We start from the raw sequence: 24,128 nt of genomic DNA, 5'->3' as shown, positions 1-24,128 counted from the left end.
TCCGGCCCCCGCGCCTCGGAAGCCGGACGGGCTTGATTTCGGGCTCCTTGCTAGCCGCGCTTGCGGGCGATGTCTTCGTAGAATCGCAGCAGTTCGAGATTGTCGACCGAGCCGGGGTTGACCGCCTTCGCCAGTGCCGTGCCCTGCAGGAGGCGCTTCACCGGCACCTCGATGCGCTTGCCGGTGAGGGTGTGCGGGACGCCGGGGACCTCGATGATGTCGTCCGGGACATGCCGCGGGGAGAGCTGTTCGCGGATCGTCTGCTTGATGCGCGTCCGCAGTCCGTCGTCGAGGGTGGCGCCTTCGGCGAGGTGGACGAAGAGCGGCATCCAATAGCCGCCGTCCGGTTCCTCCAGGCCGATGACCAGCGACTCGCGGATCTCCGGGAGGCGTTCGACGGCTTCGTAGATGTCGGCCGAGCCCATCCTGACGCCCTGACGGTTCAGCGTCGAGTCCGAGCGGCCGTGGATGACGACGGAGCCCCGGTCGGTGATGGTGATCCAGTCGCCGTGCCGCCAGGCGCCGGGGAACATCTCGAAGTAGCTCTCGCGATAGCGGCTGCCGTCGGGGTCGTTCCAGAACCGGATCGGCATGGACGGCATGGGATTGGTGACGATCAGTTCGCCGACCTCGCCGATGAGCGGCTTGCCCTGAGGGTCCCAGGACTGGAGGTCGGTGCCGAGACAGGCGGCCTGGAGTTCGCCGATGTGCACCGGCAGAGTGGGCACCGCGCCGGCGAAGCAGCTGCACACGTCCGTGCCACCGCTGACCGAGGCGATCCACAGGTCCTCGGCCACCTCGTCGTGCAGCCAGCGGAAGCCGTCGGGCGGGAGCGGGGAGCCGGTGGTGGCGACGCATTTGATACGGGAGAGGTCGTGGTCGCGCGCGGGGTGGACGTCCGCCTTGCGGCAGGCCATCACGTATGCGGCGGAGGTGCCGAAGAGGGTGGCCCGGGTGCGCTCGGCGATGCGCCACTGTGCGCCGGTGTCGGGATAGCCGGGGCTGCCGTCGTACAGGACCACCGTGGTGCCGGTGAGCAGGCCGGAGACGAGGAAGTTCCACATCATCCAGCCGGTGGAGGTGTACCAGAAGAAGCGGTCCTCGGGGCCGAGGTCGCAGTGCAGGCCGAGCTGCTTGAAGTGCTCCAGCAGGATGCCGCCCTGCGACTGGACGATGGCCTTCGGCAGGCCCGTCGTGCCGGAGGAGTACAGCACCCAGAGCGGGTGGTCGAAGGGGACCTGTTCGAAGACGGGTTCAGCGTCACCGGCGGTGACCGCGGACCAGTCGTGGGCGCCTTCGGGGGCTTCGGTGCCGAGCAGCGGGATGTGGATCACGGCGCGCAGGGTGGGCAGTTCGCGGCGCAGCTCGGCGACGGTCTCGGTGCGGTCGTGTGCCTTGCCGCCGTAGCGGTAGCCGTCGACGGTGAACAGGACGACGGGCTCGACCTGCTGGAAGCGGTCGAGGACGCTGCGGGCGCCGAAGTCGGGCGCGCAGGAGGTCCAGACCGCGCCGACGGCGGCGGTGGCGAGCAGGGCGGCGACCGCCTGCGGGATGTTCGGGAGGTAGCCGCTGACGCGGTCTCCGGGGCGTACGCCGAGGGCACGCAGTTCGGCGGCGAGCGCCCCGACCTGGCGGCGCAGTTCCGACCAGCTGATCGGCGTCGGCTCATGTGTTTCGTCCACATGCAGCAGCGCCGCGTCATGGGCGCGGGCCGGGTCCTCGGCAGTGCGCAGCGCATGCTCCGCGTAGTTGAGGGTGGCTCCCGGGAACCACTGGGCGCCGGGCATTGCGGGATCGGCGAGGACACGCTCGTACGGAGTGGAGAACCGCACATCGAACCAGTCGGCGACCGCCCGCCAGAAGGTCTCGAGCTCGTCGACGGACCAGCGGTGCAGCGCCGCGTAGCCGCCCTCGGCCGGGGCTCCGTGGCGCTCGGCGGCCCAGGCCTGGAAACGGGTGATCCGGGCGGCTGCGATGCGGTCGGGGTCCGGCTGCCAGAGAGGGGCAGGGTTCGCTGCTGAGGTCATGGTGCGGCTCCCGGGTGGCTCTACGCGGTGTCTGCGTGTGTCACGCGCACGAGCGGGGTGTGCGCGTGACGCGGCTGACAGGGACGATGCCATGTGATCGTCATTCGCACCAGGGCTCACCACCCATGGCCGGACGAGGGTATATGTGCTCTGACCACGGGTGAACGGGAGTTGAACAAACCCCACGTACGCCCCGCCGGATGGCAGGGTGAGCTGCATGGACGGTCGTGGGCTGGTGCGCTCGGTGAAGATCTTCGGAACGGTGCGGGGGCTGCGCGCGGCACGCTCGGCATGGCGACAACGACGGACCGACGCCCAGGGGCTGCCCGCCCGGGGAGCGGAACGGGCCAGGGTGCCCGGACAGGTGAGCGGCGCCGAGCCGCTGCCCGGCGGCGGGATCATACGGTTCGCCCGTTCGGAGCTGCTCATCCGGGTCGCGGCCGGTGGGGCGGTCTTCTGGGGCTGGGACGGCGCGGAGCCCGAGCCGTCGTACGCGCTCGACGGCACGCCTCCCGAGCCGGATCCGCGCGCCGTGCTGGAACCCGACAAGGACGGCGGCTGGCGCGTGGTGTCGGAGCGGGTGACGGTCGAGGTCTCCCGGCACGGCGCCGTCGAGATCCGGACGCCCGGCGGTGTCGTACTGCGCCGGGATCTGCCGCCGCGCTGGTGGGAGCCGGTGCAGGGCGGTCCGGCGCGGTGGGTGCAGCGGACCGAAGTGCCTGCGGACGCGCGTTTCTTCGGGCTCGGCGGCCGGGCGTCCGGACCGCGGCTGCGCGACGGCACGTACCGGCTGTGGAACACCGACCCCAGGGGCAGCTTCGGTCCCGACGACGATCCGCTGTACATCACCATGCCGGTGCAGCTGGTGGTCGCCGACGCGGGTACCCATCTCGCCTTCCACGACAACTCCTGGGAGGGCCGGGTCACCCTGCGGGAGGGCGAGGAGGGCGCGGGCTCCGGGCACGACCGGCCGGGCACCAGTGAGGTGCGGATGGGCGGCGGGCCGCTGCGCTGCTGGGTGGTGGTGGGCACGCCCGCGCGCGTACTGGCCGGCTGGACGCAGCTGACGGGCGCGCCCGCGCTGCCGCCGTCCTGGGCGCTGGGCCCGCAGCATGCGCGGTGGGGTTTCGGCAGCGAGCAGGAGGTGCGCCGGATCGTCGCCGGCTACCGGGAGCGGGAACTTCCGCTGTCCGCGGTCCATCTCGACATCGACCACTACGACGCGCATCAGGTCTTCACCGTCGACCGGGAACGTTTTCCCGATCTGTCGGCGATGGCCGGGGAGCTGCGCGAGGACGGGGTCCGGCTGGTCTCCATCGTCGATCCGGCGGTGAAGGCGGAAGCCGGGAACGCGGTGTACGACAGCGGGAAAACGGCGGGAGCCTTCGTACAGGACGCACGGGGCAAGGAGGTGCGGGGCGTCGTCTGGCCCGGCGACTGTGTCTATCCGGACTTCACCGACCCGGCGGTCCGCCGGTGGTGGGGAGAGCTGTACGAGGAGCGGCTGGCGCAGGGGTTCTCCGGAGTGTGGCACGACATGAACGAACCGGTGTCCTTCACGCCGTTCGGCGATATGACGCTGCCGCGCTCCGCCCGGCACGCACTGGAGGGGCGTGGGGGTGACCACCGGGAGGCCCACAATGTGTACGGCCTCGCGATGGCGCGCGCCGGCTACGAGGGGCTGCGGCGGCTGCGCCCGCAGGAGCGGCCTTTTCTCTTCTCGCGCTCCGGCTGGGCGGGTATGCAGCGGTACGGAGGCACCTGGTCAGGCGATGTGTCCACCGGCTGGCCCGGGCTGCGCGCCTCGCTCTCCCTGGTGCTGGGGCTCGGGCTGTGCGGCGTCCCGTACTCCGGTCCGGATGTGGGCGGCTTCGACGGCAGTCCGTCGCCGGAGCTGTATCTGCGCTGGTTCCAGCTGGGGGCGCAACTGCCGTTGTTCCGTACGCATGCAGCGATCGACGCGGGGCGCAGGGAGCCCTGGGAGTTCGGCCCGCAGGTTCTCGCCTGTGCGAAGGCGGCGCTCGCCGAACGGGAGCGGCTGCGCCCCTACTTCGTCACGCTGGCGAATCTGGCGAGACGGACCGGGGCGCCGTATGCGCGGCCGCTGTGGTGGGCGTCTCCGGAGGACCGGGTGCTGCGCGACTGTGAGGACGCCTTTCTGCTCGGCGACGCGCTGCTCGTCGCGCCGGTGCTGGAGCGCGGGACGGACCGGCGGGCGGTGCGGCTGCCGCGCGGTCGGTGGTACGACACGGCGACGGGGCAGGCGTACGACGGGCCGGGGCAGGTGCTGGTGGACGCGCCCCTGTCGCGTATCCCGGTACTGGCGCGGGGTGGTGCGGTGATCCCGGTACGGGGCGCGGACGGCGGGATGGAGCTGGAGGTGTGGGCGCCGGCCGAGGGGCGCAAGGGCGGCGGTCTGGTGGTCCCGGACTTGGGTGACGGCTGGGAGCAGACGGAGGTGGAGCGGTACACGACGCGGCTGGTGGACGGGCGGGTCGTGGTGAAGCAGATCAAGGGGGACGGGTCCGCTCCGCCGCGGTGGCGGGTGAGGGTGCGCGGGCTGGGTGGTCAGCCGTAAGGGCACGCGGCTCCCAATCCACACTGAAAGGCGGCTTCCGGTCCGCACCCACAGGCGGCTTCCGGTCCGCATTCAGCCGTAGTGGCCGGCGAACCAGTTCCGTACGGCAATGGTGTGCAGCGGGAACGCCAGCTCGGCGGGGCCGCGCAGCAGATGCCAGCCGTCCGTCTCGTCCGTGGGCGCCGGGCCGGGGAGGTCCGCCGCGGTACGTTCCGGCAGCAGGCCGAAGAGGAGGAGATGGCCGTCCGGCGAGCTCAGCGCGTCGGCGAGCCGGACGTCCGCGCGCGCCGCCTCGATGCCGGTTTCCTCCCTCAGCTCCCGTACGACCGCCTGCTGCCAGTCCTCGCCGTGGTCGATGAAGCCGCCGGGCAGGGCGATGCCGCCGCGCTGCGGTTCGATGGTGCGGGTGATGACAACGAGTCCGGTGCCGTCGGCGTCATGGGCCGGAAGCAGCGCGATGGCGACGGGCAGCGGATTGCGGTACGCGGTCTCGCCGCAGGCCGGGCAGGTACGGGGCCAGCCGGCGACCGGGCCGTACGACGCTCCGCAGTTGCCGCAGTGGGAGTCCTTGGGCACGCGCGGACTGTATCCGATCACCTTTCCCGCCGGGCCGGGAACTGGTAAACGGTGGGCGCATGACTGGACTTGCTTCCGCGTTCCGCGCCCTCGGGGCGACGGCCGCCGCGCTCCTCGCCATCACCGCGGCCACCGCCCCCATGGCGCAGGCCCATCCTGAACCGAAGGCTCCGAAGGAGTTCGTGGCGCTGCGTACCGTGGACCCGACGATCAACCAGGAGATGCGCTACAAGACCGTGCACAACTTCGTGGGCGAGCCGGTGGACGGCTACCGCCAGCCGCTCTGCATCGTCACCCGGCCCGCCGCGCAGGCGTTGCACCGGGCGCAGTCGAAGCTGCTGCGGCAGGGCTACTCACTGAAGGTGTACGACTGCTACCGGCCCCAGCGGGCCGTCGACCACTTCGTGCGGTGGGCGAAGGACCTCGAGGACGAGGCGATGAAAAAGGAGTTCTATCCTCAAGTCGACAAGTCGCGACTGTTCGAGGACGGTTACATAGCGGAGAAGTCGGGGCACAGCCGGGGCAGCACGGTCGATCTCACCATCGTGAAGCTACCGGCCCTGGCCACCAGGCCCTACGTCCCCGGCGAGCGTCTCGTCCCGTGCTACTCGCCGAAGTCCGAGCGTTTCCCGGACAATTCCGTTGATATGGGAACCGGCTTCGACTGCTTCGACACGTTGTCGCACACCGATGACCCCAGGATTCAGGGCAAGCAGCGCGCCAACCGGCAGTTGCTGAAGAGCACCCTGAGCGCGGTCGGCTTTGTGAACCTGCCCGAGGAGTGGTGGCACTTCACCTTCAAGCCGGAGCCCTTCCCCGACACCTTCTTCGACTTCCCCGTGGCGTGGCGTTCGGTCGCCGGGCACTGACGGTTCTCCGCCGAGGGATTACGGTTCCGATATGGCGCAGCAGACATTTGATTCGTACGAGGAGTTCTGGCCCTACTACGTCGCGATGCATTCGAGGTCCGCGACCCGCTGGGTCCATCTGACCGGCACGCTGACCGGCCTCGCGGTGAGCGCGTACGGGCTGGCGCGCGGGCGGAAGCGATATGCGGCCGCCCTGCCGCTGATCGGTTACGGGACGGCCTGGCCGGCCCATTTCTTCATCGAGAAGAACAACCCCGCCACCTTCGGGCATCCCGCCTGGTCGCTGCGGGGCGACCTGCAGATGATCCGGATGATGCTGGCGGGCCGGGACGGCGAACTGGCCGAGATCGCCGCCAAGTGGCTCGCCGAGAACCGCTGACCGTGGCACACTTCTGACGTTCCGTCAGATTGCGGTGCCGGGGAGGAACCTTGACGCGCACACCCGTGGTGGCCGGATGGTTCACGCAGGACAGCGGTGAGGAGGACTTCCGCCTGCTGGGCACCCGCTGTACTGCCTGCTCGTCGGTCTTCTTCCCGCGCGAGGACTCGTACTGCCGCAACCCGGCCTGCGCGGGCGGGGAGTTGGCGGAGGTGCCGCTCTCCAAGCGGGGACGGGTGTGGTCGTACACGGACGGGCGCTACCGCCCGCCGGCGCCGTACGTGTCCGACCCGGAAGCGGAGTGGGAGCCGTACGCGCTTCTGGCCGTCGAGCTCGAGGCCGAGCGGATGGTCGTCCTCGGTCAGGCCGTGCCGGGGGTGACCGTCGCGGAGCTGGCGGTCGGCATGGAGGTCGAGGTCGTACCGGGTGTGCTCAACGAGGAAGCGGAGACCGTCTGGACGACCTGGCACTGGCGGCCCGTGGGGGTGGCGTCATGACCGGCGACGTGGCAGTCCTCGGGGCCGGAATGCACCCCTGGGGCAAATGGGGCCGCAGCTTCGTCGAGTACGGCACGGCAGCGGCCAGGGCCGCGCTGGCCGACGCCGGGATCGACTGGCGGCAGGTGCGGTCGGTGGTCGGCGCGGACACGATGCGCTGCGGCTATCCCGGATATGTGGCGGGGGCGACGTTCGCACAGGCGCTGGGCTGGCAGGGGGCACGCGTCACCAGCGTCTACGCGGCGTGCGCCTCGGGCGCGCAGGCGATCAACACCGCACGCTCCCAGATCCTGGCCGGGATGGCCGACGTGGTGCTGGTGGTGGGCGCGGACTCGGCGCCGAAGGGTTTCTTCGCACCCGCCGGGGGCGATCGGCCGGACGATCCGGACTGGCTGCGCTTCCGGGTGCTCGGCGCGACCAACCCCGCGTACTTCGGGCTCTACGCCCGCCGCCGTATGGCTCTGTACGGGGACACTCCCGAAGACTTCGCGCTGGTCAAGGTCAAGAACGCGGCGGCGGGCGCGCTCAACCGCAACGCCCGCTACCGCAAGACCGTTTCGGCCGAGGACGTCGCCGCCTCCGCGGTGGTCGCCGATCCGCTGCGGCTGCTCGACATCTGCGCGACCTCCGACGGCGCGGCCGCACTGGTGCTGACCAGCATGGACTTCGCGCGTCGGCACGGGGCCGCCGACCCGGTCCGTATCCGCGCCGTCTCCACCGTCACGCCGACCTATCCGAAGGCCGTACTCGACCTTCCGGACATCGCGACCGACTCGGCGGCCACCGTGGAACCCTTCCCGCACTCCTTCCGCGCCTCGATCGCGCTGGCCGCGTACGAGGAGGCGGGCATCGGGCCCGACGACCTCTCGCTCGCCGAGGTGTACGACCTGTCCACCGCGCTGGAGCTGGAGTGGTACGAGGACATCGGTCTGTGCCGGGCGGGTGAAGGAGCCAAGCTCGTACGCGAAGGTGCCACAGCGCTCGGCGGGCGCATCCCGGTGAACGTCAGCGGCGGGCTGGCGTCCTTCGGCGAAGCCGTGCCCGCCCAGGCCATCGCGCAGGTCTGCGAGCTGACCTGGCAGCTGCGCGGTGCGGCCGGAGAGCGCCAGGTGACCGGTGCCCGCGCCGGGATCACCGCGAACCAGGGGCTGTTCGGCCATGGTTCGGCGGTCGTAGCTGTTCGCTGAGCGGACCTGCCAGGCGCACTCCCGCTGCCTTACGTTCCCCGCTAGCGTGTCAACGCACCGTTCGTGAACTGCACTTGCTGTCAACGACCTTGACGACCCATCACGGCCGGTGAACACTGCCTCATCGTCGGCATCGCCGCACTTCGGCACGCTCACCACGCTCGTCACGGACGCCGGGCGGGGTATGGACTCCCCCTGCCTTCGGATCCGTAGCCATGGAACGCCATGGAGCACGAACGCCATGGAGCACGCACCCTGCACGGAGGACCGTGGCAGGGCCCCCGGGCGAGGGCCTAGGAGTTGCCATGAGCAATGGAGACATTTTCGTCGGTGAAGTCATCGGCACCGCGATACTCATCCTCTTCGGCGCGGGCGTCTGCGCCGCCGTCACCCTCCATCACTCCAAGGCGAAGGCCGCAGGCTGGGTCGTCATCGCCTTCGGCTGGGGTTTCGGTGTGCTGGCGGGCGCGTACACCGCCGCTCCGCTGTCGGGCGGTCATCTCAATCCGGCCGTGACCCTGGGCGTCGCCGTGGACACCGGGGAGTGGAGCAAGGTTCCGCTGTACATCCTCGGACAGATGGTCGGCGCGATCCTCGGCGCCGTACTCGCCTATCTCGTCTACTTCGCACAGTTCCAGGCCAACGCGGACGAGAAGAACGCGCAGCCCACGCTCGGGATCTTCTCGACCGGTCCGGAGATCCGCAATCCTGCCGCCAACCTGATCACCGAGATCATCGCGACAATCGGTCTGGTGCTCCCGATACTGGCCTTCGGCAAGAACGACGGCATCGGCATCGGCCAGGTCCCCGGGCAGGACGCCGGGATCTACGGCTCCGGCATCTCCATCCTGCTGGTGTCGCTGCTGGTCGTCGGCATCGGTCTGTCGCTCGGCGGGCCGACCGGCTACGCCATCAACCCGGCTCGTGACCTGGGGCCGCGCATCACCCACGCACTGCTGCCGATCCCCAACAAGGGATCCTCCGACTGGGGTTACGCCTGGGTGCCGGTGGCCGGACCCGTGATCGGCGGGCTGCTGGCCGGCCTCATCTTCAACGCAGCCTTCTAGGCCTTCCGGCCTCATCGACAAGGGGACGTCATGACGGACAGGTTCGTCGCCGCTATCGACCAGGGCACCACGTCCAGCCGCTGCATCATCTTCAACCAGGACGGCGCGATCGTCGCCGTCGACCAGCGTGAGCACCGCCAGATCTTCCCCAAGCCCGGCTGGGTGGAGCACGACGCCACCGAAATCTGGTCCAAGGTCCAGGCCGTGGTGGCGGGGGCCATCGCCAAGGCCGGGCTGCGCGCCGACCAGCTCAGCGCGCTCGGCATCACCAACCAGCGGGAGACGACGGTCCTGTGGGACCGGGCGACCGGCAAGCCGGTGCACAACGCGATCGTCTGGCAGGACACCCGGACCGCCGCGCTCTGCCATGAACTGGGCGGCACGGACGGGCAGGACCGCTTCCGCGACACGACGGGACTGCCGCTCGCCAGCTACTTCTCCGGGCCGAAAGCGGCCTGGCTGCTGGACAATGTGCCCGGGCTGCGCGGCCGGGCCGAGCGCGGTGAGATCGCCTTCGGCACCATCGACTCCTGGCTGATCTGGAACCTCACCGGCGGTACGGACGGCGGCGTCCATGTCACCGATGTGACCAACGCTTCGCGCACCATGCTGATGAACCTGCAGAGCCTCGAGTGGGATCCGACGATCCTGTCGGCGATGAATGTGCCGCAGGCGATCCTTCCCGAGATCAAGTCCTCGGCGGAGGTGTACGGGACGGCTGTCGGCCAGCTCTCGGGCGTGCCGGTGGCATCCGCGCTCGGCGACCAGCAGGCCGCGATCTTCGGGCAGGCCTGCTACGACACCGGCACGGCCAAGAACACCTACGGCACCGGCAGCTTCCTGCTGCTCAACACCGGCAACCGGCCCGTGGCCTCGAAGAGCGGGCTGATCACCACCCTGGGCTACAAGATCGGCGAAGAGGCGCCGGTGTACTGCCTGGAGGGGTCGATCGCCATCACCGGCGCTCTGGTGCAGTGGTTCCGGGACCAGCTCGGCATCATCCGCAGCGCGGACGAGATCGAGACGCTGGCGGCGAGTGTGGACGACAACGGCGGCGCGTACATCGTCCCGGCGTTCTCCGGGCTCTTCGCCCCGTACTGGCGCTCCGACGCGCGTGGTGTGATCACCGGCCTTACCAGGTACGTCACCAAGGCGCACCTGGCGCGGGCGGTGCTGGAGGCGACCAGCTGGCAGACACGTGAGGTCGTCGACGCGATGTACCAGGACTCCGGGGTGCAGATCACCACGCTCAAGGTGGACGGTGGCATGACGTCCAACAATCTGCTGATGCAGCATCAGGCGGATGTGCTGGGGGTGCCGGTGATCCGGCCGAAGGTCTCCGAGACGACCTGTCTGGGGGCGGCGTACGCGGCGGGGCTGGCGACCGGCGTCTGGTCCGACCTCGACGAGCTCAAGGCGCACTGGAAGCGCGATGTGGAGTGGTCACCCCGGATGGAGGCGCAGATCCGCGAGCGCGAGTACCACAACTGGCGCAAGGCCGTGGAGCGGAGCTTCGGCTGGGAGGAGGACGGCGGCCAGTCCTGAGGCGGCGCGCTGCCGACTCGGCGCTCTTGAGCAGGCGATCCTGAGCCGGCCGCAACAAGCTCACGGCCCGTACCCCAGTCGGTGGGGGTACGGGCCGTGTCTCTGCTGGGCCGTGCTCAGGTGGTGGCGTGCTCGCGCTGCCGGTCGGCTCGGGCCAGGGCGTGCTCCACCACTGCCACCAGCACCTCCTTGACCGACTCGCGTTCACGCGCGTCTGTCATCAGCAGCGGCACCTCGGAGTCGAGGTCCAGCGCGGCACGCACGCTCTCGCCGGGGAAACGGCCTGCCCCTTCGAAGCAGTTGACGGCCACGGCGAACGGGATGCCACGGCGTTCGAAGTAGTCGATCGCCGCGAAGGAGTCCTCCAGGCGGCGGGTGTCGGCGAGGACGACCGCGCCCAGCGCGCCCTGCGCCAGCTCGTCCCAGAGGAACCAGAAACGGTCCTGCCCCGGTGTGCCGAAGAGATACAGCACCAGGTCCTCGCGGAGCGTGATGCGTCCGAAGTCCATGGCGACCGTGGTGGTCGTCTTGTTCTCGACGCCTTCGATGTCGTCGACGGGCCGGCCGGCCTCGCTCAGCGTCTCCTCGGTACGCAGCGGTCTGATCTCGCTGACCGCGCCCACCAAGGTTGTTTTGCCCACGCCGAATCCGCCTGCCACCAGGATCTTCAGCGTCACCGGTTCGACGGGTGGCTTTCGGCGGCTAGAGCGCCCGAAGACCATTGATCACCTCGCGGAGAATGCTCACGTCCGGCAGTTCGGCCGGCGGAACGGGACGGGTTACATGCACCAGTGCGTCCTCGACGAGATCGCCGACCAGGACGCGGACCACTCCGACGGGAAGGTCCAGGATGGCCGCGAGTTCGGCTATCGACTGAGGGGTGTCGCCACAGCGCTCGACTATTTCGACATGCTCCGGGGAGAGCAACTGGTCGCGGCCGGGGTCGTCGGCCGCGAGCTCCGGGACGACCAGAGCGATCAGGTCGAGGCGGTGACGGGTCGCGCTGCTGGTCCGTCCGCGCGTCATCGCGTACGGACGGACTACGGGGCCCGCTTCGGCATCGAAGAAGTGGTGGGGCTGCTGAGCGTACTGAGCTGACTCACTCATGCCATCCACTCACCCTCCGGTGCGCAGACCGGCCCGGGGCGCGGTGGTGAGGTGGACGCCGACCCGCTTGACCATGAGCGTCATCTCGTACGCGACCTGGCCGACGTCGGAGTCGGAGTCGGCGAGCACGGCCAGACAGCTGCCGTCGCCCGCCGCCGTGACGAACAGGAAGGCCTCGTCCAGCTCCACGACGGTCTGCCGGACCTTGCCTGCCTCGAAGTGGCGGCCGACGCCTTTGGCGAGGCTGTGGAATCCCGAGGCGACGGCGGCGAGATGCTCACTGTCCTCACGGGTGAGGCCCCGGCAGGCGCCGGTGGCCAGTCCGTCGCTGGAGAGCACCACTGCCTTGCGGATGCTGGCGACACGGTCGACCAGCTCGTCGAGGAGCCAGTTGAGCTCGCCGGAGCCGTTGGTGGTGGGATGGGCGCCGTGGGCGTTGGATGCTGCGGCGTGCGGTGCGGTCATCGACCGTCCCCCTCAGATGTCGTTCCTGGTGCGGTCTCGCCTGGGCCGGTGGCCTGGTCGGTGGCCTCGGCCTCTTCGGCGTTCTGCAGGCGGCCGCGCTGCCAGCCTCGCTGCATTGAAGCCATGCGGGTGCGTACTTGATCCGCGTCCCGCTCGATGTCCTGCTCGGTTGCCGGTGCGGGCGGCTGCCCGGCAGCGCCGGACGTCTCCCTGAGCTGGTGGGCGAGGCTGGCCTGGCGGACCCGACGGGGCAGGCCGTCGAGCGTGGCCGGGGCCGGGTCCGCAGCGGGGCGCGGTGCCGGTGTCGACTCCGGAGTGGGTACTGCTGTGGGTGCGGGTACCGGGGTGGGTGCCGGCCAGGCCGCGGGGCGTGGATCGGGGGCCGACGCGAGTGGAGGCTCCTCGCTGCGCCCGGGGCCGGGAGCCGGGGCGGGGTGGGCCCGGCCCCGCTCGTCCACCCTGCGGCCGTGGTCGGAGACCAGGGTCGGAGGCTTGCGGCGCGGCAGTGGCACCGGGCCGCCGATCTGCCCGGGCGACTGGTCCCGCGCCTGCTGGTGCTGCTCGTCCGGGGTTTCGCGACGACGGTCCCGGGCGCGGGCGCGGAAGATTCCGCCGCGTTCGCTCTCCGTGTCCTCGATGTCGGCGATGGAGTCGCCTCCGCCGAGCACCGGCCGGTCGTCGAAGCCCAACGCGCCCACCGGCGCCTCCAGTTCGACGGGTCCGTCCAGGAGCGTGGAGCCGCCCAGCCCGGTGGGGACCTGGGCGAGCGTCGCGAGCCTGCCCTCGCTGCCGCGGCGTCCGGCCGCGCTCTCGCTCTTGCGGTCGAGACGGAAGCCGGTGCCCTGGGTCTCCGGAGCCTCGGTGAGCAGGGCCGCGGGGATGAAGACGACCGCGGTGGTCCCGCCGTACGGGGAGGGCTGCAGCGAGACCCGGACGTTCTGGCGCTGGGCAAGCCGGCTGACGACGAAGAGGCCGAGCCGGTCGGTGTCGGAGAGCTCGAACTCGGGGGTCTCGGCGAGCCGCAGATTCGCGTCCAGCAGCCCTTCCGGGGCCATGCCCAGGCCGCGGTCGTGGATTTCGAGGGTGAAGCCGTTGGCCACCCGCTCACCGTGCACCTGGACGGCGGTGTGCGGGGGCGAGAACACCGTGGCGTTCTCGAGGAGTTCAGCGATGAGGTGAGTGAGATCGGCGACCGCCGGACCGCCGACACCGATACGCGGCAGCCGGCGCACCTCGATGCGCTCGTAGTCCTCGACCTCGGCGACCGCGGCCCGTACGACGTCCATCAGCTGGATCGGCTTGCGCCACTGGCGGGACGGTGCGGCGCCGGAGAGGATCACCAGGCCCTCGGCGTGCCGGCGCATACGGGTGGTGAGGTGGTCGAGGCGGAACAGGTCAGCGAGTTCCTCGGTGTCCTCGGTGCGCCGCTCCATGGTGTCGAGGAGCGTGAGCTGGCGGTGCAGGAGGACCTGGTTGCGGCGGGCGAGATTGACGAAGACGTCGGAGACTCCGCGGCGCATCTCGGCCTGGCGGACGGCTGCCTCGACGGCGGCCCGCTGCAGGGTGTTGAGCGCCTGGCCCGCCTGGCCTATCTCGTCCTTGTCGTAGTCGAGGCGCGGGGCCTCGGTCTCGACGTCGACATGCTCGCCGGCTGCGAGGCGGCGCATCACGCTGGGGAGGCGGACGCCGGAGACCTCGTGGGCCTCCTTGCGCAGCCGGGAGAGGTCGCGGACCAGGTCCCGGCCGATGCGTACGGAGACGATCACCGAGACGAGGAGGGCGAGGAAGCCCAGTACGCCGGCGATACCCGCCTTCACGAAGACGCTGTACGCCGAGGGCTCGACCCGGTGCCGGTAGCGGACGTCCGCTTCTTTGGCCTCGCGGACGAGGTCGTCGAGGACGGGTGTGGCCGCGGCCTGCCAGCGTCCGGCTTCGGACGCGCCCGCGTCGCCGACCGGGCCGGCCTGGATGAGGCGTTCCTCGGTGTCGCGCAGGGGCGCGCTCTTGGGGCTGCGCCAGTACTGCTCGTAGATCTCGCGTTCCTTGGCGGGCAGGACTTCGAGGTTGGTCTCGTAGAGCAGCTCGCGCTTCGCCACGAAGTCGGAGAGCGAACGGATCTCATCGGCGGTGATCTTGCGGGTGGTCAGCGAGGAGGCGATCAACGCGTCCTCGCGGGACAGCATTTCGGCGGCGCGGACGAGGCCGACGAGTGCGCGGCCCTGGCGCTCCATGTCGACGTCGTCGAGGGCATGGAGTGTCAGCAGGAAGCTGTAGCAGGGGTCGACGAGCCGGTTGTAGAACTCCAGGGCCTGGCTGCGGGAGACCGTGCCCGCCTCCACGGAGCGGCGCAGGGCGCCGAGGCCGTCGAGCGCGTCGAGGAGAGAGCTCAGCTTCTGCGAGGTGTCGGACCGCATGTCCTCGCGGATTCCGGACGTCTCAATATTCGACTTGATCTTGGCCACGGCCCGGTCGGTGGCCTCACGCCGATCGCGCAGGGAGGGCAGAGCGTCGGAAGCCCGGCGGTCGGCAAGGTAGATGAGCGTCTGGCGGCGCTCCTTCTGGATGACGATGGCGGTGTCCGCGACCGGATAACCGACCTTCTTCACCACGGAATTGACATCCAGAAGCTGGCTGGCCTCCCGACCGGTCAGTACGGTGGCGAAGCCCCAGAGCGCGGTGAGGGAGACGAGCGGCACCAGCAACAACGCCACGATCTTCCGGCGGATGGACTTCCCGCGAAAGCGCATGGCCTCCCCCTGCTCAACCCCCGCACGGTGCGGGTGGTGTTCCGTCAACAAACGGCGTGAGCCTACTACTGTCACACGGACAACTCGAAGGCTCGTCCGGATGTTTTTCGGCCGACGACAGGCGCGTTGATCATGGGTTGTCCTGGTATTCGGGGAGATGGCATTCCGGCGATGGCGGACCACACCTGGCGGCACCTCATCTTTCGGACCGTCAGAGATGGCTGGAATTCTTCGCTCTGCGGGAATCTTCCTGCCGGGTCAATCGTCAATCTGTACGGGGCTCGGAGATCCGCAGGCGCCGCGCACATCGCATTCGGTTCGACTTCACTCCGGCTTTGGATTCGGCGGCCGGAGTAAAGCAGCGGAATCCGGGCAGCCACCCTGAAGTCGGACAGAGGTGGGAGTGACAGGGTCCATGGACACGGACGAGCGTCGCAGCGGGGTGCAGGCGACGAGTTATGCGAATGTCCCACGGCAGCTCTGGGTGGAGGAGCCGGCGGTGAGCCGGCGCATGGCCGATCCGGTCCGCACGGCAGCGGTCCGCGCGGTGATCATCGCTTCACTGACGATGATTCAGGGAATGGTCGCCTTTCTCTGCACGCTCACCGGGTCCTGGCTGGCCTTCCCGATGGTGCTCAGCAGCGTGGGCAGCACGGTGGTGGCGACGTGGGCGGTGCTGGACGTCTGGGTGACCCGCCAGGTGTGGAACCAGCGCAATGGCGTGGTGTCCATACCGAGCAGCACGGCACGGCAGCTGCGACGTGAACGCCGCAGGGTGCGGCGGACGGCCAGGGCGGCCGCCCGCCAGGCCGAGCGGATACGGCGAGGCGGCTCGGGCAGGCTCTCGCAAGCCTGAACGGCCGTGCCTCGTGGGTGATGCGGAGCGGGCGGCGCTACTTCTCAAACACGCCCCGGCCGACGGGGTCCGTGGCGGCCGGGGCGGCGTCTACCGGGGCCGTGGCGGGCTGGTCGGTGACGGCCGTGTCCACGCTCGGCCGGTCGGTGGCAACCGGGTCCGGGGCGGCGTCTACCGGGGCCGTGGCGGGCTGGGCGGTGACGGCCGTGTCCACGCTCGGCCGGTCGTTGGCAACCGGGTCCGGGGCGGGCTCCGCCGGGGGCGGGGTCCGCTTGAACATCCGGGTCGCGGTGATCTCGCCGTGCACCGACTCACCTGACGGGTCCTGCTGCGGCAGTCCGGGCCGCAGATGTTCCTCCACGCTGATGTACTTCAGGCCCGCGCGCAGATCGGCGTCGTTGCGAAGCCGGATGACCAGCGGGAATTCGGCGAGGGCCGTGGTGTCGAAGAGCCCGGTCGTATAGAGCAGCTGGACGCCCAGGGCGTTGGAGACGGCGCGCTGGAGCTCCAGCAGATACGTCGCGTTGGCCCGGCCGATCGGGTTGTCGAGGAAGAGCGTGCCGGCGTGCCGGTGCTTGTCCCTGCCGCGGTCGTTGCTGCGCAGGGCGGCCATCGTGCAGTACAGGGCGATCGCCGCGGTGAGCAGCTGGCCGCCGGAGAAGACATCTCCCATCTGCCCCACCGGGACCCGCTCGGCGCGCAGCACGGCGTCGGGCTTGAGGATCTCCACGGCGATCCCCTTCGGCTGGAGCGCTGCCTGAACTCCGCGCAGCAGCAGGGACATTCCGTCCCTGCGGCCCTCCCCGTAGGCCGCGGTGGAGTTCTTCTTCACGGCGGCGCGGGTCGCCTCGTCGATGACCTCGCCGAGCCGCTCGGCGAGCGTCGTCTGGTCCGGCTCGTCGAAGCGGATCCGCAGGAACTCCTGCCCGGACCACTCACCCAGCCCCTCGGGAAGGCGCGAGAGCCGTTGCGCCGAACGCAGCGTCGTCAGCGCCGACTCCACCAGACCGCGCAGCCGGTCGACGATGGTGTCGCGGTTGCGCTCCAACTGCTCCAGCTCGTCGGTCAGTACGCGCAGCCGGGGCGCGAAGGCCTCCGCCCACTTCGCGGCGTGCTCGGGAAGGGATGCCGCGGGCAGCTCCCGGATCTGCTGGCGCGCGGGGGTGCGCACCTGCTCGTACAGGGTGGAGTTGGCGTGCCGTACGAGGATGTCGCTCGCCTCCCGTACGGCTGCCTCGGCGACCGAAAGGTCGGTGGCGCACCCGCGCAGCGAACGCCGGGCCTCGGCGGCGGAGTGCCGCGCCTCCTCCAGGCTGCCCGGGTAGGGATCCGGGTCCTGTGCCGTCTCCTCGTCCTGGCTGTGGTCCCGCAGCAGGTCACGCAGAAGCGCGGCGGTCTCGTCGAAGCCGCCCGCCGCGTCCTCGGCCACCCGGTGTGCCTGGAGCAGGCCGGTGTGAACTGCGCGGGCCGTCTCCAACGCATCGGTGCGGGAGGCCAGTTCGGCGGTGGCGGTACGCAGCTGGGCCTGGGCCTGCTCGGCGTCGGCGGGGACCAGGTCCTCGGGGAGCTCGGTGTGCGCCTCGCCGTCGGCGGGGGCCAGCCGCTCGGACTCGCCGCGCAGCCGGCCGAGCTTCTCGCTGGCTTCCGAGGCGCGCGACTCCAGCATCTGTACAAGCGACTCGGCGCGGGCGGCGGCTGCCTGGCGGGAGGGCCCGTCGGCACCGTCCGTACCCTCCAGGAGCTGCGCGGCGCGGGTGCGGACCTTGTTGGTGAGCCGGTCCAGCTCGGCGAGGGCCGCGCTCTCGTCGCTCTCGGCGCGGGCCTGCTCGGCGCGCAGGTCGGCGCCGACGCCCACCTTCTCGTACAGCTGGGAGGCCGCGCGGTAGGCCTCGCGCAGGTCGGGCAGCGCGGTGCGCCGCGCGTCCGGGTCCGCGTCGGGGAGATTTTCGGGGGCACCGGCGATCTCGGCCCGCTCGGCGCGGAGCGCGCGAGCGGTACGGCGGGCGTCGTCACCGGCGCGCTGGGCGGCACGGCGGTCCTCGTCGGCGGCCTTCGCCCGCTCCAGGCAGGTCGCGGCCCGAGCCTCGGACTCGGCGGCCTCGTCGGCCAGTTCACGCAGTTTCACCTGCCAGCCGGCCCGCTCCCGGAGCCGGAAGGCGAGGCCCGCCAGCGCGTCGGCGGCGCGGCGGGCGCGCTGGGCCGCGTCCTGGCGCTCGTCCCGGACACGGGCCGCGTCCGCCGCGGCCTCGTCCGCCTCCGCGCGCACCGTACGGGCCTCGCTGAGCGTCGCCTCTGCCTCCTCGGCGGCTTCGCGGGCCGTCTGCGCGCCCTGCGCGAGCTCGGCGAGCATGCCGGCGGGGCAGTCGTCGCGCCAGGAGCCGAGGCGGGCGGCGATCGAACGGTCTCCGGCGAGCCGGGCCGCCAGCGTGCGGATCTCCTCGTCCCGGGCGGCGGCCCGGGCCCGCAGCGCCTGCCGCTCCTCGTCGGCGGCGTGCTCGTCGTGCATGGCGGGGTTCGGCGGTACGAGGAACACCTCGCCGTTCTCGCCGCCGGTGCCGGGGCCGGGGCTCGGCACGGGCGCGAGCAGCGCGGCGGCGGTGCCGACGGCCACGGCGGAGCGGGGCAACAGCGCGGCTCCGGCCAGGACTTCGCGCGCGCGGGCGTGCGACGCCGGGTCGGTGATCACCACACCGTCGACCAGCTCGGGCCGGGCGGCGAGCACGGCTGCATGATCGGCCGGGTCGACGGCCTGCGCGAGGTAGCGCCAGCCGGGGAGGGCGGGGATGCCGTGCTCACCGAGGTATTCGACAGTGGCGAGGACGTCGGGTCCCGGGGGCAGCAACCCGCCGTCGCCCAGCGCGCCGAGGATGCGGGCGTCATCGGCTGCGGCGGTACGCAGATCGAAGAGATTCCGTTCGGCGGAGGCGACGGAATGGTCGAGGAGCTCGCGCAACTCGCCGGCGAACCGGTCCAACTCGTCTGCGGTGAGGGGGCCTTCGTCGGCACGGAGGGGTGCGGTGACGACTGCGCGGGTGGGATGAGCTGCGGCGGGAACGCGACCGGCGGCCGGGAGACCCGACCCGTCGGGCCCGGTGAGCGCGTGAGCCATATGTCCCTCGGCTCGCGCGTCGGCGAGCGCGTGAGCCGGACGGAGGCTCGCGTGCCCGTGGTCCGCGCCATGGGTGGCCACTCGCCCGGCACCGGCTCCCGCCTGCCCGTGGCCGCCCGCCCCGCCGGGCGCCTCGGAGACGGCGGGCTCCTGGTCCGGACGGGCAACGCCGTCACCGTAATCGGCCGCCGTGGGGCCGTGGCCCGCAACGGCTCCGGCCTGGGCGTGGGCTGAGCCCCCGCGCCCATCGGCGGACGTCCCTCCGTCCGTACCGGCAACGCCACCGCCCGGCGCCGAGACCGACGGTTCCTGGCCCGCGGGCTCGGCTCGCAGCCCGTCGTCCGAGTGGCCCGCCGCCTGGGAGGCCGTCGCCCCATGCCCGGTAGCGGAGAGTCGCCCGTCGCCACCCGCGGCCTCCGGCGTTCCCCCGGCAGGAAGGTCACCCGAGCCCGCCGCACCCGAGTCCCGCCGCGGGGAGGGCACCGCCGCCGGAGCCGATGGCGGCAGGCTGAGCAGCTCCGCCAGACGCTCGTCCTCGGCGATCGAGTCCGCCGCGCGGCGCTCCGCCTCGTACGCGTTCTCCGCGGCCAGCGCCGCGTCGGCCGCACGGGCCGCGGCCAGTTCCGCGCGCGCCTCCGCCGCGGCCGCCTCCTTCGCCCGGTCCGCCGTCGTACGCCCGGCCTCGCGGGCCGCGTCCCAGGCCACGACCGCCGTCTTCTCCGCGTCGCTCGCCGCGAGCGCCGCTCGCGCCGGGTCGGCGTCGGGTGCGGTGTCGTCGAGCCAGCCGGCCCGTACCGCCTCGGCCGTCTCCTGCTCCACCTCGCTGAGCCGCTGGCGCAGATGACCGATCTCGCTGCGGGCGCGCTGTGCCTCGGTGGCGGCGACCGTGGCGTCGCGGTGGGCGGCCTCGCCCGCCTCCTGGAGCGCCGCGGAACGCTCCTCCTCCTCGTTGGCCACCCGCTCCCCGCCCTCGGCCGCGGCGTGCAGCGCGCGGACGAGATCGGCGGCGGCCGTGGCGCGGGCGGCGAGCGCCGGGGCCGCGTCCCGCTCGGCCTCACGGATCGCCGCGGCGACGCGCGCGGAGCGGTCGCCGGCGGCCCGGTGGCGCAGTACGGCTTCGGCGGCCTGCCAGGCGGAGTGCAGCGTGCGCGCGTCGGTCAGCTCGCGGCGCTGTGCCGCGGCGCCCTTCTCCGCGACGGTGAGCGCCAACGAGGCGTGCCGGTAGGCGAGTTCCGCGGCGATGAGAGAGCTGCGGCTGCGCGCCTGCTCGGCCTCGGTGACCGTGTGGGCGGCGGAGGTGACCTGCTGGGCGAGGTCGCTCGTACGCCCGCGCTCCTCCGCGGCGCGCGCGGAGAGCCGACGCGCGAGCGTACGGGTGCGGCGTTCGGCGCCCGCGTGGATCTCGCGGGCCCTGGCGCGGGTCTCGTCCGCCTCCACGATCCGGGCGAGCAGATCCGCCGATCCCGCAGTGAAGTCGCGTTCGGCGGTGAGCTCCGCGCGGCGGCCGAGCTTGTTGCCGAAGCTGCTGACGAGGTCGGCCAGGCCGTCCGTGTCACGGGTGTCGGTGACGGCACGCAGCAGCAGGTCGGTGAAGTCGGAGTCCTTCTTGACCGCGAAGAGTCCGGCCGCCTCGCCCTCGTCGGCGTTCATCTCCCGCTGGTAGCGGAACAGTTCGGGGTCGAGGCCGATGTCGCCGAGGTGCTCGTTCCAGCGGTCGTGGATCTCCTCCCAGTACACATCGAGGTGCGCATACGCCTTGCCGGCCTCGGTGATGGCGTCCCGGAAGCCCTTCATGGTGCGGCGGCGGCCACGCGCGCCCGATGCGCCGTCGACGGGTGGGCGGACGGTGGTGGCCTCGGCGACCGGGAGCGAGTCGAGGCTGAGGCCGGGGCCCGGCCGGAAGGAGTACCAGGCTTCCGCGAACTTCCGTGGGTCGTTGGAGACCTGGCGGCCGCGCCACTCGCTGACCTTGCCGACCACCACCAGCTCGCCGGTGAGCGTGTGCTGCCACTCCAGGGCGACATGCCCGCAGTCGTCGGCGAGCAGGAACTTGCGCAGTACGCCGGAGCTGGCACCGCCAAGGGTGTTGCGGTGGCCGGGCAGCATCACCGAGAAGATCAGCTTCAGCAGTACGGACTTGCCGCCGCCGTTCTCCAGGAAGAGCACACCCGCGGGGGCGGGGCGGCGCGGCGGGCCGACCGGCTCCTCCTCGAAGAACTCCGCCTGGGCGGGGGCGGGGTGGGGCACGGGCTCGCCGACCCCGCGCAGGTCCAGCACGGTGTCGGCATAGCGCGCACCGGCGGGCCCGATGGAGTAGAGGCGTACCCGGGACAGCTCGTACATGGCGGCGGACTCTCGTCTTCGGCAGGTGGCAGGGTCAGGCGTGGAAGGGCAGACCGGCGTCGGCGGCCAGCTCCAGGTCGTCCGCGTCGGGCGGCGCAACGAGCGTGGCTGTGCCGTCGCTGACCGGTACGACGCCGAGCTCGAGCAGCTCGGCCATGGCCGCGCTGCCCGCCATGTCGCGTACCTGCAACTGGTAGCGGGCGGTGGTGCGGTACGCGCCTCCGGCGTCGTCACCGGTGCGCTGCAAGAAGCCCGAGTCGGTGAGGAAGGCGACGGCCTTGCCGACAATGCCGGTGGTGGATCCGGCGAGACGGCGCGCGTCCTTGGTGGCGCCGGTGGCGCTGCGCCGTGCGTAGATCCGCCAGGCCGCTTCCAGGCCTGGGGCTTCGGTGGCGGGGTCGGTGTTCTCGCCCTGCTCCTCGGCGCGCTCCTCGAGGCGGCGGCAGGCCTGGCGGACGAAGGCATCGACGCCGTTGACGGTGATCCGGCCGATGTACCCGTCGTCGGCGAGGTCTTCGGGGCGCGGGAACGCCATGGCGGCGACGGCGAGATGCGCCAGGCCGTGCAGGAAGCGGTCGGCGGAGTCGGCGGACGCGCGCCGGGCGTAGTCGCCCATGCGGACGGCGAAGACCGAGTCCTCACCGGCGGCCACGGCCATGCCGGCGCGCGGGGAGACTTCGAGGACGACGAGGCCGAGGCCGGTGGCGACAGCGTCGGCGAGCCGGGCGAAGGCGGCGTCTTCTCGGTAGCGGCGCAGCAGTTCGGCGTACTCGGCGTCGCGTGCGGGCAGCAGCTTGGGCTGCAGCCCGAAGGAGACGAGTCGCGCGGCGTCGGCCGCGTCGGCGGGCGTGACCGCGGTCGGGGTGGCCGGGCCCGACTCCTCATGGACGTCCGCCTCACGCCACTCGTGCTGTTCGGCGTGGTGGTCGGTCACTGGTGCTCCTTGCTGCGGAAGAGGTGAAGGGGTGGCCAGAGGCGGGGAGGGACGCCTGCGGCGGGCCTCTCCCCTACCCGCTCCTTCCCGTAACTGTGGGCTTCGCCCGCAGACCCCGGTACGCCCTTCGGAAGTGTCCTCAATCGCCGGATGGGCTGGAAGATCAGCGCCTCCGGCGTTCGAGGAGCGGGGCATGGGGCGGAGCCCCGACATGAGCCTCTCCGGCGGTTGAGGAGCGGGGTCCGGGACGGAGCCCCGGTACTGGTACTCACGCGGCCTCCGTGCGGTCCGCCGCCATGCCCGCCGCGTCCAGCAGTGCCGTGCCCACGATCAGGTCGGCGCCACCGAACTCCGGGTCGTCCAGCTCGGTGCCGTCGTCGACGGCGAACAGCAGGCGCTCCTCGCCCTGCCGGTAGGCGGTACCGACCGGCGGGCTCGCCGCGTGCACGGCCAGCAGCGCTACCAGATACGGCAGTTCGGGGTCGCGGCGGCGGGCCTCGGCGAGCAGGCCGGAGAGCCGGCGCGGTGCGTCGTACTCCAGGTCGAGCAGCTCCATCGCGCTCGCGAGCTGCTCGTCGCTGAACCGGCTGTCGTCCGGGGTGGCGATCAGGTCGGGCTCGGGCATCTCCGCACCCAGATGCTCGCGCTCCACCGGCGGGGTCAGCAGCATGTCGACCAGATCGCCGACCCGTACGGACGACGGCGTGCGCAGCCCGGTGCCGCGCGCGAAGAAGGCGTCCGTGACGCGGATCGCCGCTTCCAGGGGCAGCGGCAGCAGCGGGGCGACGAGCTGCCCGTACAGATCGAGTCCGGAGCGCGCGGTGGGCCGGGCGAAGGCCTGGCGATCCTGCTCGGCGCGGAACAGCGGGCCGGCCTCCAGCAGCCGGGACTGCAGCTGGGTGTGGCGGCGGATGCAGTCCTTGACTATGTCGACGAGTTCGGCGGCGCGCCGCTTGTGCTCCGGGTCCTCGGCCTCGTCGCGTGCCTTGCGGATGTTGGTGAGGATCGCGTTCTCATGGCGGTAGCGGTCGGCAACATGGTCGAGCGCCTCGGCGATCATGTCGGGGACGGCGTTCAGCCAGTCGACGGCCCGCACATTGCGGCGGGTCGCTTCCAGGGTCCTGCGCAGCGTCTCGGCGTACTGCACGGTTCGGTACCTGGCCTGCTCGGCGGCGAGCTGGGCGTCGGCGAGCCTGCCGCGGCTGATCAGGACCTCCAGCTTCACCTCGGCCGCGATCTGCGCGCTGGTGACGTCCGTGTCGAGCGCGCCGACCAGGACGTTGACCGCTTCGTCGGTCGTACGGAGATAGACGCTGCCGCCGTATCCCGGGACCTCCTCGATGAGCTTGAAGTCGTAGTCACGGCGGGTGTAGACGCCGTCGGGTCCGAAGGTGCCGTACACCGCGCGGAATCCGCGGTCCACGCTGCCGACGTTGATCAGGTTCTCCAGCACCCAGCGGGCGACGCGCTCGTGCTCGGCGACCGGGCGCCGCGGGGCCTGGGCAGCGACGCGCGGCAGCAGCCTGGCCACTATCTGGTCATGGTCGGCGCCGGTGTCGAAGTCCATGTTCAGTGTGACGAGGTCGATGGCCGCGAGGGCGACCTCCGCCATCGCGTAGACCGAGTACTCGCCCGCGAGATTGGCCTTGCGCACGTCGAGATCGTGCAGCGGCGCGGTGCACGCGAGCGCGCGCAGCCGCCGCGCGAGCCCTTCGTCGGCGGCCGGGCCCTGTGCGGGCCTCGGCCCCGCGCTGAGCTGGGGCGGAACGAAGTCCGTCGAGGCAGGCGAAGTCACGCTGCACAGATTAGGTCCTCGCACTGACAACGGTCGAAACGGCGCAG

At 71.6% G+C, this 24,128-nt stretch carries 17 protein-coding genes; 8 read left to right on the top strand and 9 right to left on the bottom strand.

Annotated features, from left to right (window positions below; genetic code table 11):
• Nucleotides 1-50: 50 nt before the first annotated feature.
• Nucleotides 51-2,027, bottom strand: coding sequence for an acetoacetate--CoA ligase (locus tag AB0D12_RS11360; protein WP_362679684.1), 1,977 nt, complete (start codon nucleotides 2,025-2,027; stop codon nucleotides 51-53).
• A gap of 217 nt (nucleotides 2,028-2,244) precedes the next feature.
• On the opposite strand from AB0D12_RS11360, the gene AB0D12_RS11355 reads away from it, so the two are divergent.
• A complete protein-coding gene (locus tag AB0D12_RS11355) occupies nucleotides 2,245-4,605 on the top strand; it encodes a glycoside hydrolase family 31 protein (protein ID WP_362679681.1) in 2,361 nt (786 codons plus the stop codon).
• 72 nt (nucleotides 4,606-4,677) lie between these two features.
• Here AB0D12_RS11355 and AB0D12_RS11350 read toward each other — a convergent pair whose 3' ends face one another.
• Nucleotides 4,678-5,181 carry an NUDIX domain-containing protein gene (locus AB0D12_RS11350; protein WP_362679678.1) on the bottom strand — a complete coding sequence of 168 codons (504 nt, stop codon included), beginning with the start codon at nucleotides 5,179-5,181 and terminating at the stop codon, nucleotides 4,678-4,680.
• Nucleotides 5,182-5,240: 59 nt separating this feature from the next.
• Here AB0D12_RS11350 and AB0D12_RS11345 point away from each other — a divergent pair, with 59 nt between their 5' ends.
• From AB0D12_RS11345 to glpK, 6 genes are all read left to right on the top strand, one after another.
• The gene (locus AB0D12_RS11345) at nucleotides 5,241-6,050 is read left to right on the top strand and encodes a M15 family metallopeptidase (RefSeq protein ID WP_362679675.1); all 810 of its coding nucleotides are present in this window, start codon (nucleotides 5,241-5,243) and stop codon (nucleotides 6,048-6,050) included.
• Nucleotides 6,051-6,081: 31 nt separating this feature from the next.
• Nucleotides 6,082-6,429: a DUF962 domain-containing protein gene (locus AB0D12_RS11340; protein WP_362679672.1), complete on the top strand. Its 348-nt coding sequence runs from the start codon at nucleotides 6,082-6,084 to the stop codon at nucleotides 6,427-6,429.
• Nucleotides 6,430-6,494: 65 nt separating this feature from the next.
• The gene (locus tag AB0D12_RS11335; protein ID WP_362679740.1) at nucleotides 6,495-6,926 is read left to right on the top strand and encodes a zinc ribbon domain-containing protein; all 432 of its coding nucleotides are present in this window, start codon (nucleotides 6,495-6,497) and stop codon (nucleotides 6,924-6,926) included.
• Complete coding sequence (locus AB0D12_RS11330; RefSeq protein WP_362679669.1) at nucleotides 6,923-8,113, top strand: lipid-transfer protein; 1,191 nt, start codon at nucleotides 6,923-6,925, stop codon at nucleotides 8,111-8,113. Before AB0D12_RS11335 ends, AB0D12_RS11330 begins: the two co-directional genes overlap by 4 nt.
• A 305-nt stretch (nucleotides 8,114-8,418) precedes the next feature.
• Entirely contained in the window at nucleotides 8,419-9,180 is a 762-nt protein-coding gene (locus AB0D12_RS11325; protein ID WP_362679666.1) for an MIP/aquaporin family protein, read from the top strand.
• A 30-nt stretch (nucleotides 9,181-9,210) separates the two neighbouring features.
• Complete coding sequence (gene glpK / locus AB0D12_RS11320) at nucleotides 9,211-10,725, top strand: glycerol kinase GlpK (protein WP_362679663.1); 1,515 nt, start codon at nucleotides 9,211-9,213, stop codon at nucleotides 10,723-10,725.
• Between the two features lie 116 nt (nucleotides 10,726-10,841).
• Here glpK and AB0D12_RS11315 read toward each other — a convergent pair whose 3' ends face one another.
• From AB0D12_RS11315 to AB0D12_RS11300, 4 genes are read right to left on the bottom strand one after another with little or no spacing between them, the layout of a single operon-like run.
• Nucleotides 10,842-11,447, bottom strand: coding sequence for an ATP/GTP-binding protein (locus tag AB0D12_RS11315; protein WP_362679660.1), 606 nt, complete (start codon nucleotides 11,445-11,447; stop codon nucleotides 10,842-10,844).
• A complete protein-coding gene (locus AB0D12_RS11310) occupies nucleotides 11,428-11,832 on the bottom strand; it encodes a DUF742 domain-containing protein (RefSeq protein WP_362679657.1) in 405 nt (134 codons plus the stop codon). The genes AB0D12_RS11315 and AB0D12_RS11310 overlap by 20 nt, the downstream gene beginning before the upstream one ends.
• A gap of 9 nt (nucleotides 11,833-11,841) precedes the next feature.
• On the bottom strand, nucleotides 11,842-12,297 hold the full coding sequence (locus AB0D12_RS11305) for a roadblock/LC7 domain-containing protein (protein ID WP_362679654.1): 456 nt from the start codon (nucleotides 12,295-12,297) through the stop codon (nucleotides 11,842-11,844).
• Nucleotides 12,294-15,044 (bottom strand): nitrate- and nitrite sensing domain-containing protein, encoded by a 2,751-nt coding sequence (locus AB0D12_RS11300; RefSeq protein WP_362679651.1) that lies wholly within the window; start codon nucleotides 15,042-15,044, stop codon nucleotides 12,294-12,296. Before AB0D12_RS11300 ends, AB0D12_RS11305 begins: the two co-directional genes overlap by 4 nt.
• Nucleotides 15,045-15,459: 415 nt before the next feature.
• Here AB0D12_RS11300 and AB0D12_RS11295 point away from each other — a divergent pair, with 415 nt between their 5' ends.
• Nucleotides 15,460-15,900: a hypothetical protein gene (locus tag AB0D12_RS11295; RefSeq protein ID WP_362679648.1), complete on the top strand. Its 441-nt coding sequence runs from the start codon at nucleotides 15,460-15,462 to the stop codon at nucleotides 15,898-15,900.
• A 37-nt stretch (nucleotides 15,901-15,937) separates the two neighbouring features.
• On the opposite strand, the gene AB0D12_RS11290 is transcribed toward AB0D12_RS11295, so the two are convergent.
• From AB0D12_RS11290 to AB0D12_RS11280, 3 genes are all read right to left on the bottom strand, one after another.
• The gene (locus AB0D12_RS11290) at nucleotides 15,938-21,352 is read right to left on the bottom strand and encodes a hypothetical protein (protein WP_362679645.1); all 5,415 of its coding nucleotides are present in this window, start codon (nucleotides 21,350-21,352) and stop codon (nucleotides 15,938-15,940) included.
• 34 nt (nucleotides 21,353-21,386) lie between these two features.
• Nucleotides 21,387-22,286, bottom strand: coding sequence for a hypothetical protein (locus tag AB0D12_RS11285; RefSeq protein ID WP_362679642.1), 900 nt, complete (start codon nucleotides 22,284-22,286; stop codon nucleotides 21,387-21,389).
• 268 nt (nucleotides 22,287-22,554) lie between these two features.
• Entirely contained in the window at nucleotides 22,555-24,081 is a 1,527-nt protein-coding gene (locus AB0D12_RS11280) for a hypothetical protein (protein ID WP_362679639.1), read from the bottom strand.
• Nucleotides 24,082-24,128 lie beyond the last annotated feature (47 nt).

It is taken from the genome of Streptomyces sp. NPDC048479, assembly GCF_040651435.1.
Classification (GTDB): domain Bacteria; phylum Actinomycetota; class Actinomycetes; order Streptomycetales; family Streptomycetaceae; genus Streptomyces.
Note: the sequence above shows the minus strand (reverse complement) of the source record. Positions and strands in the feature narration are given on the sequence as shown.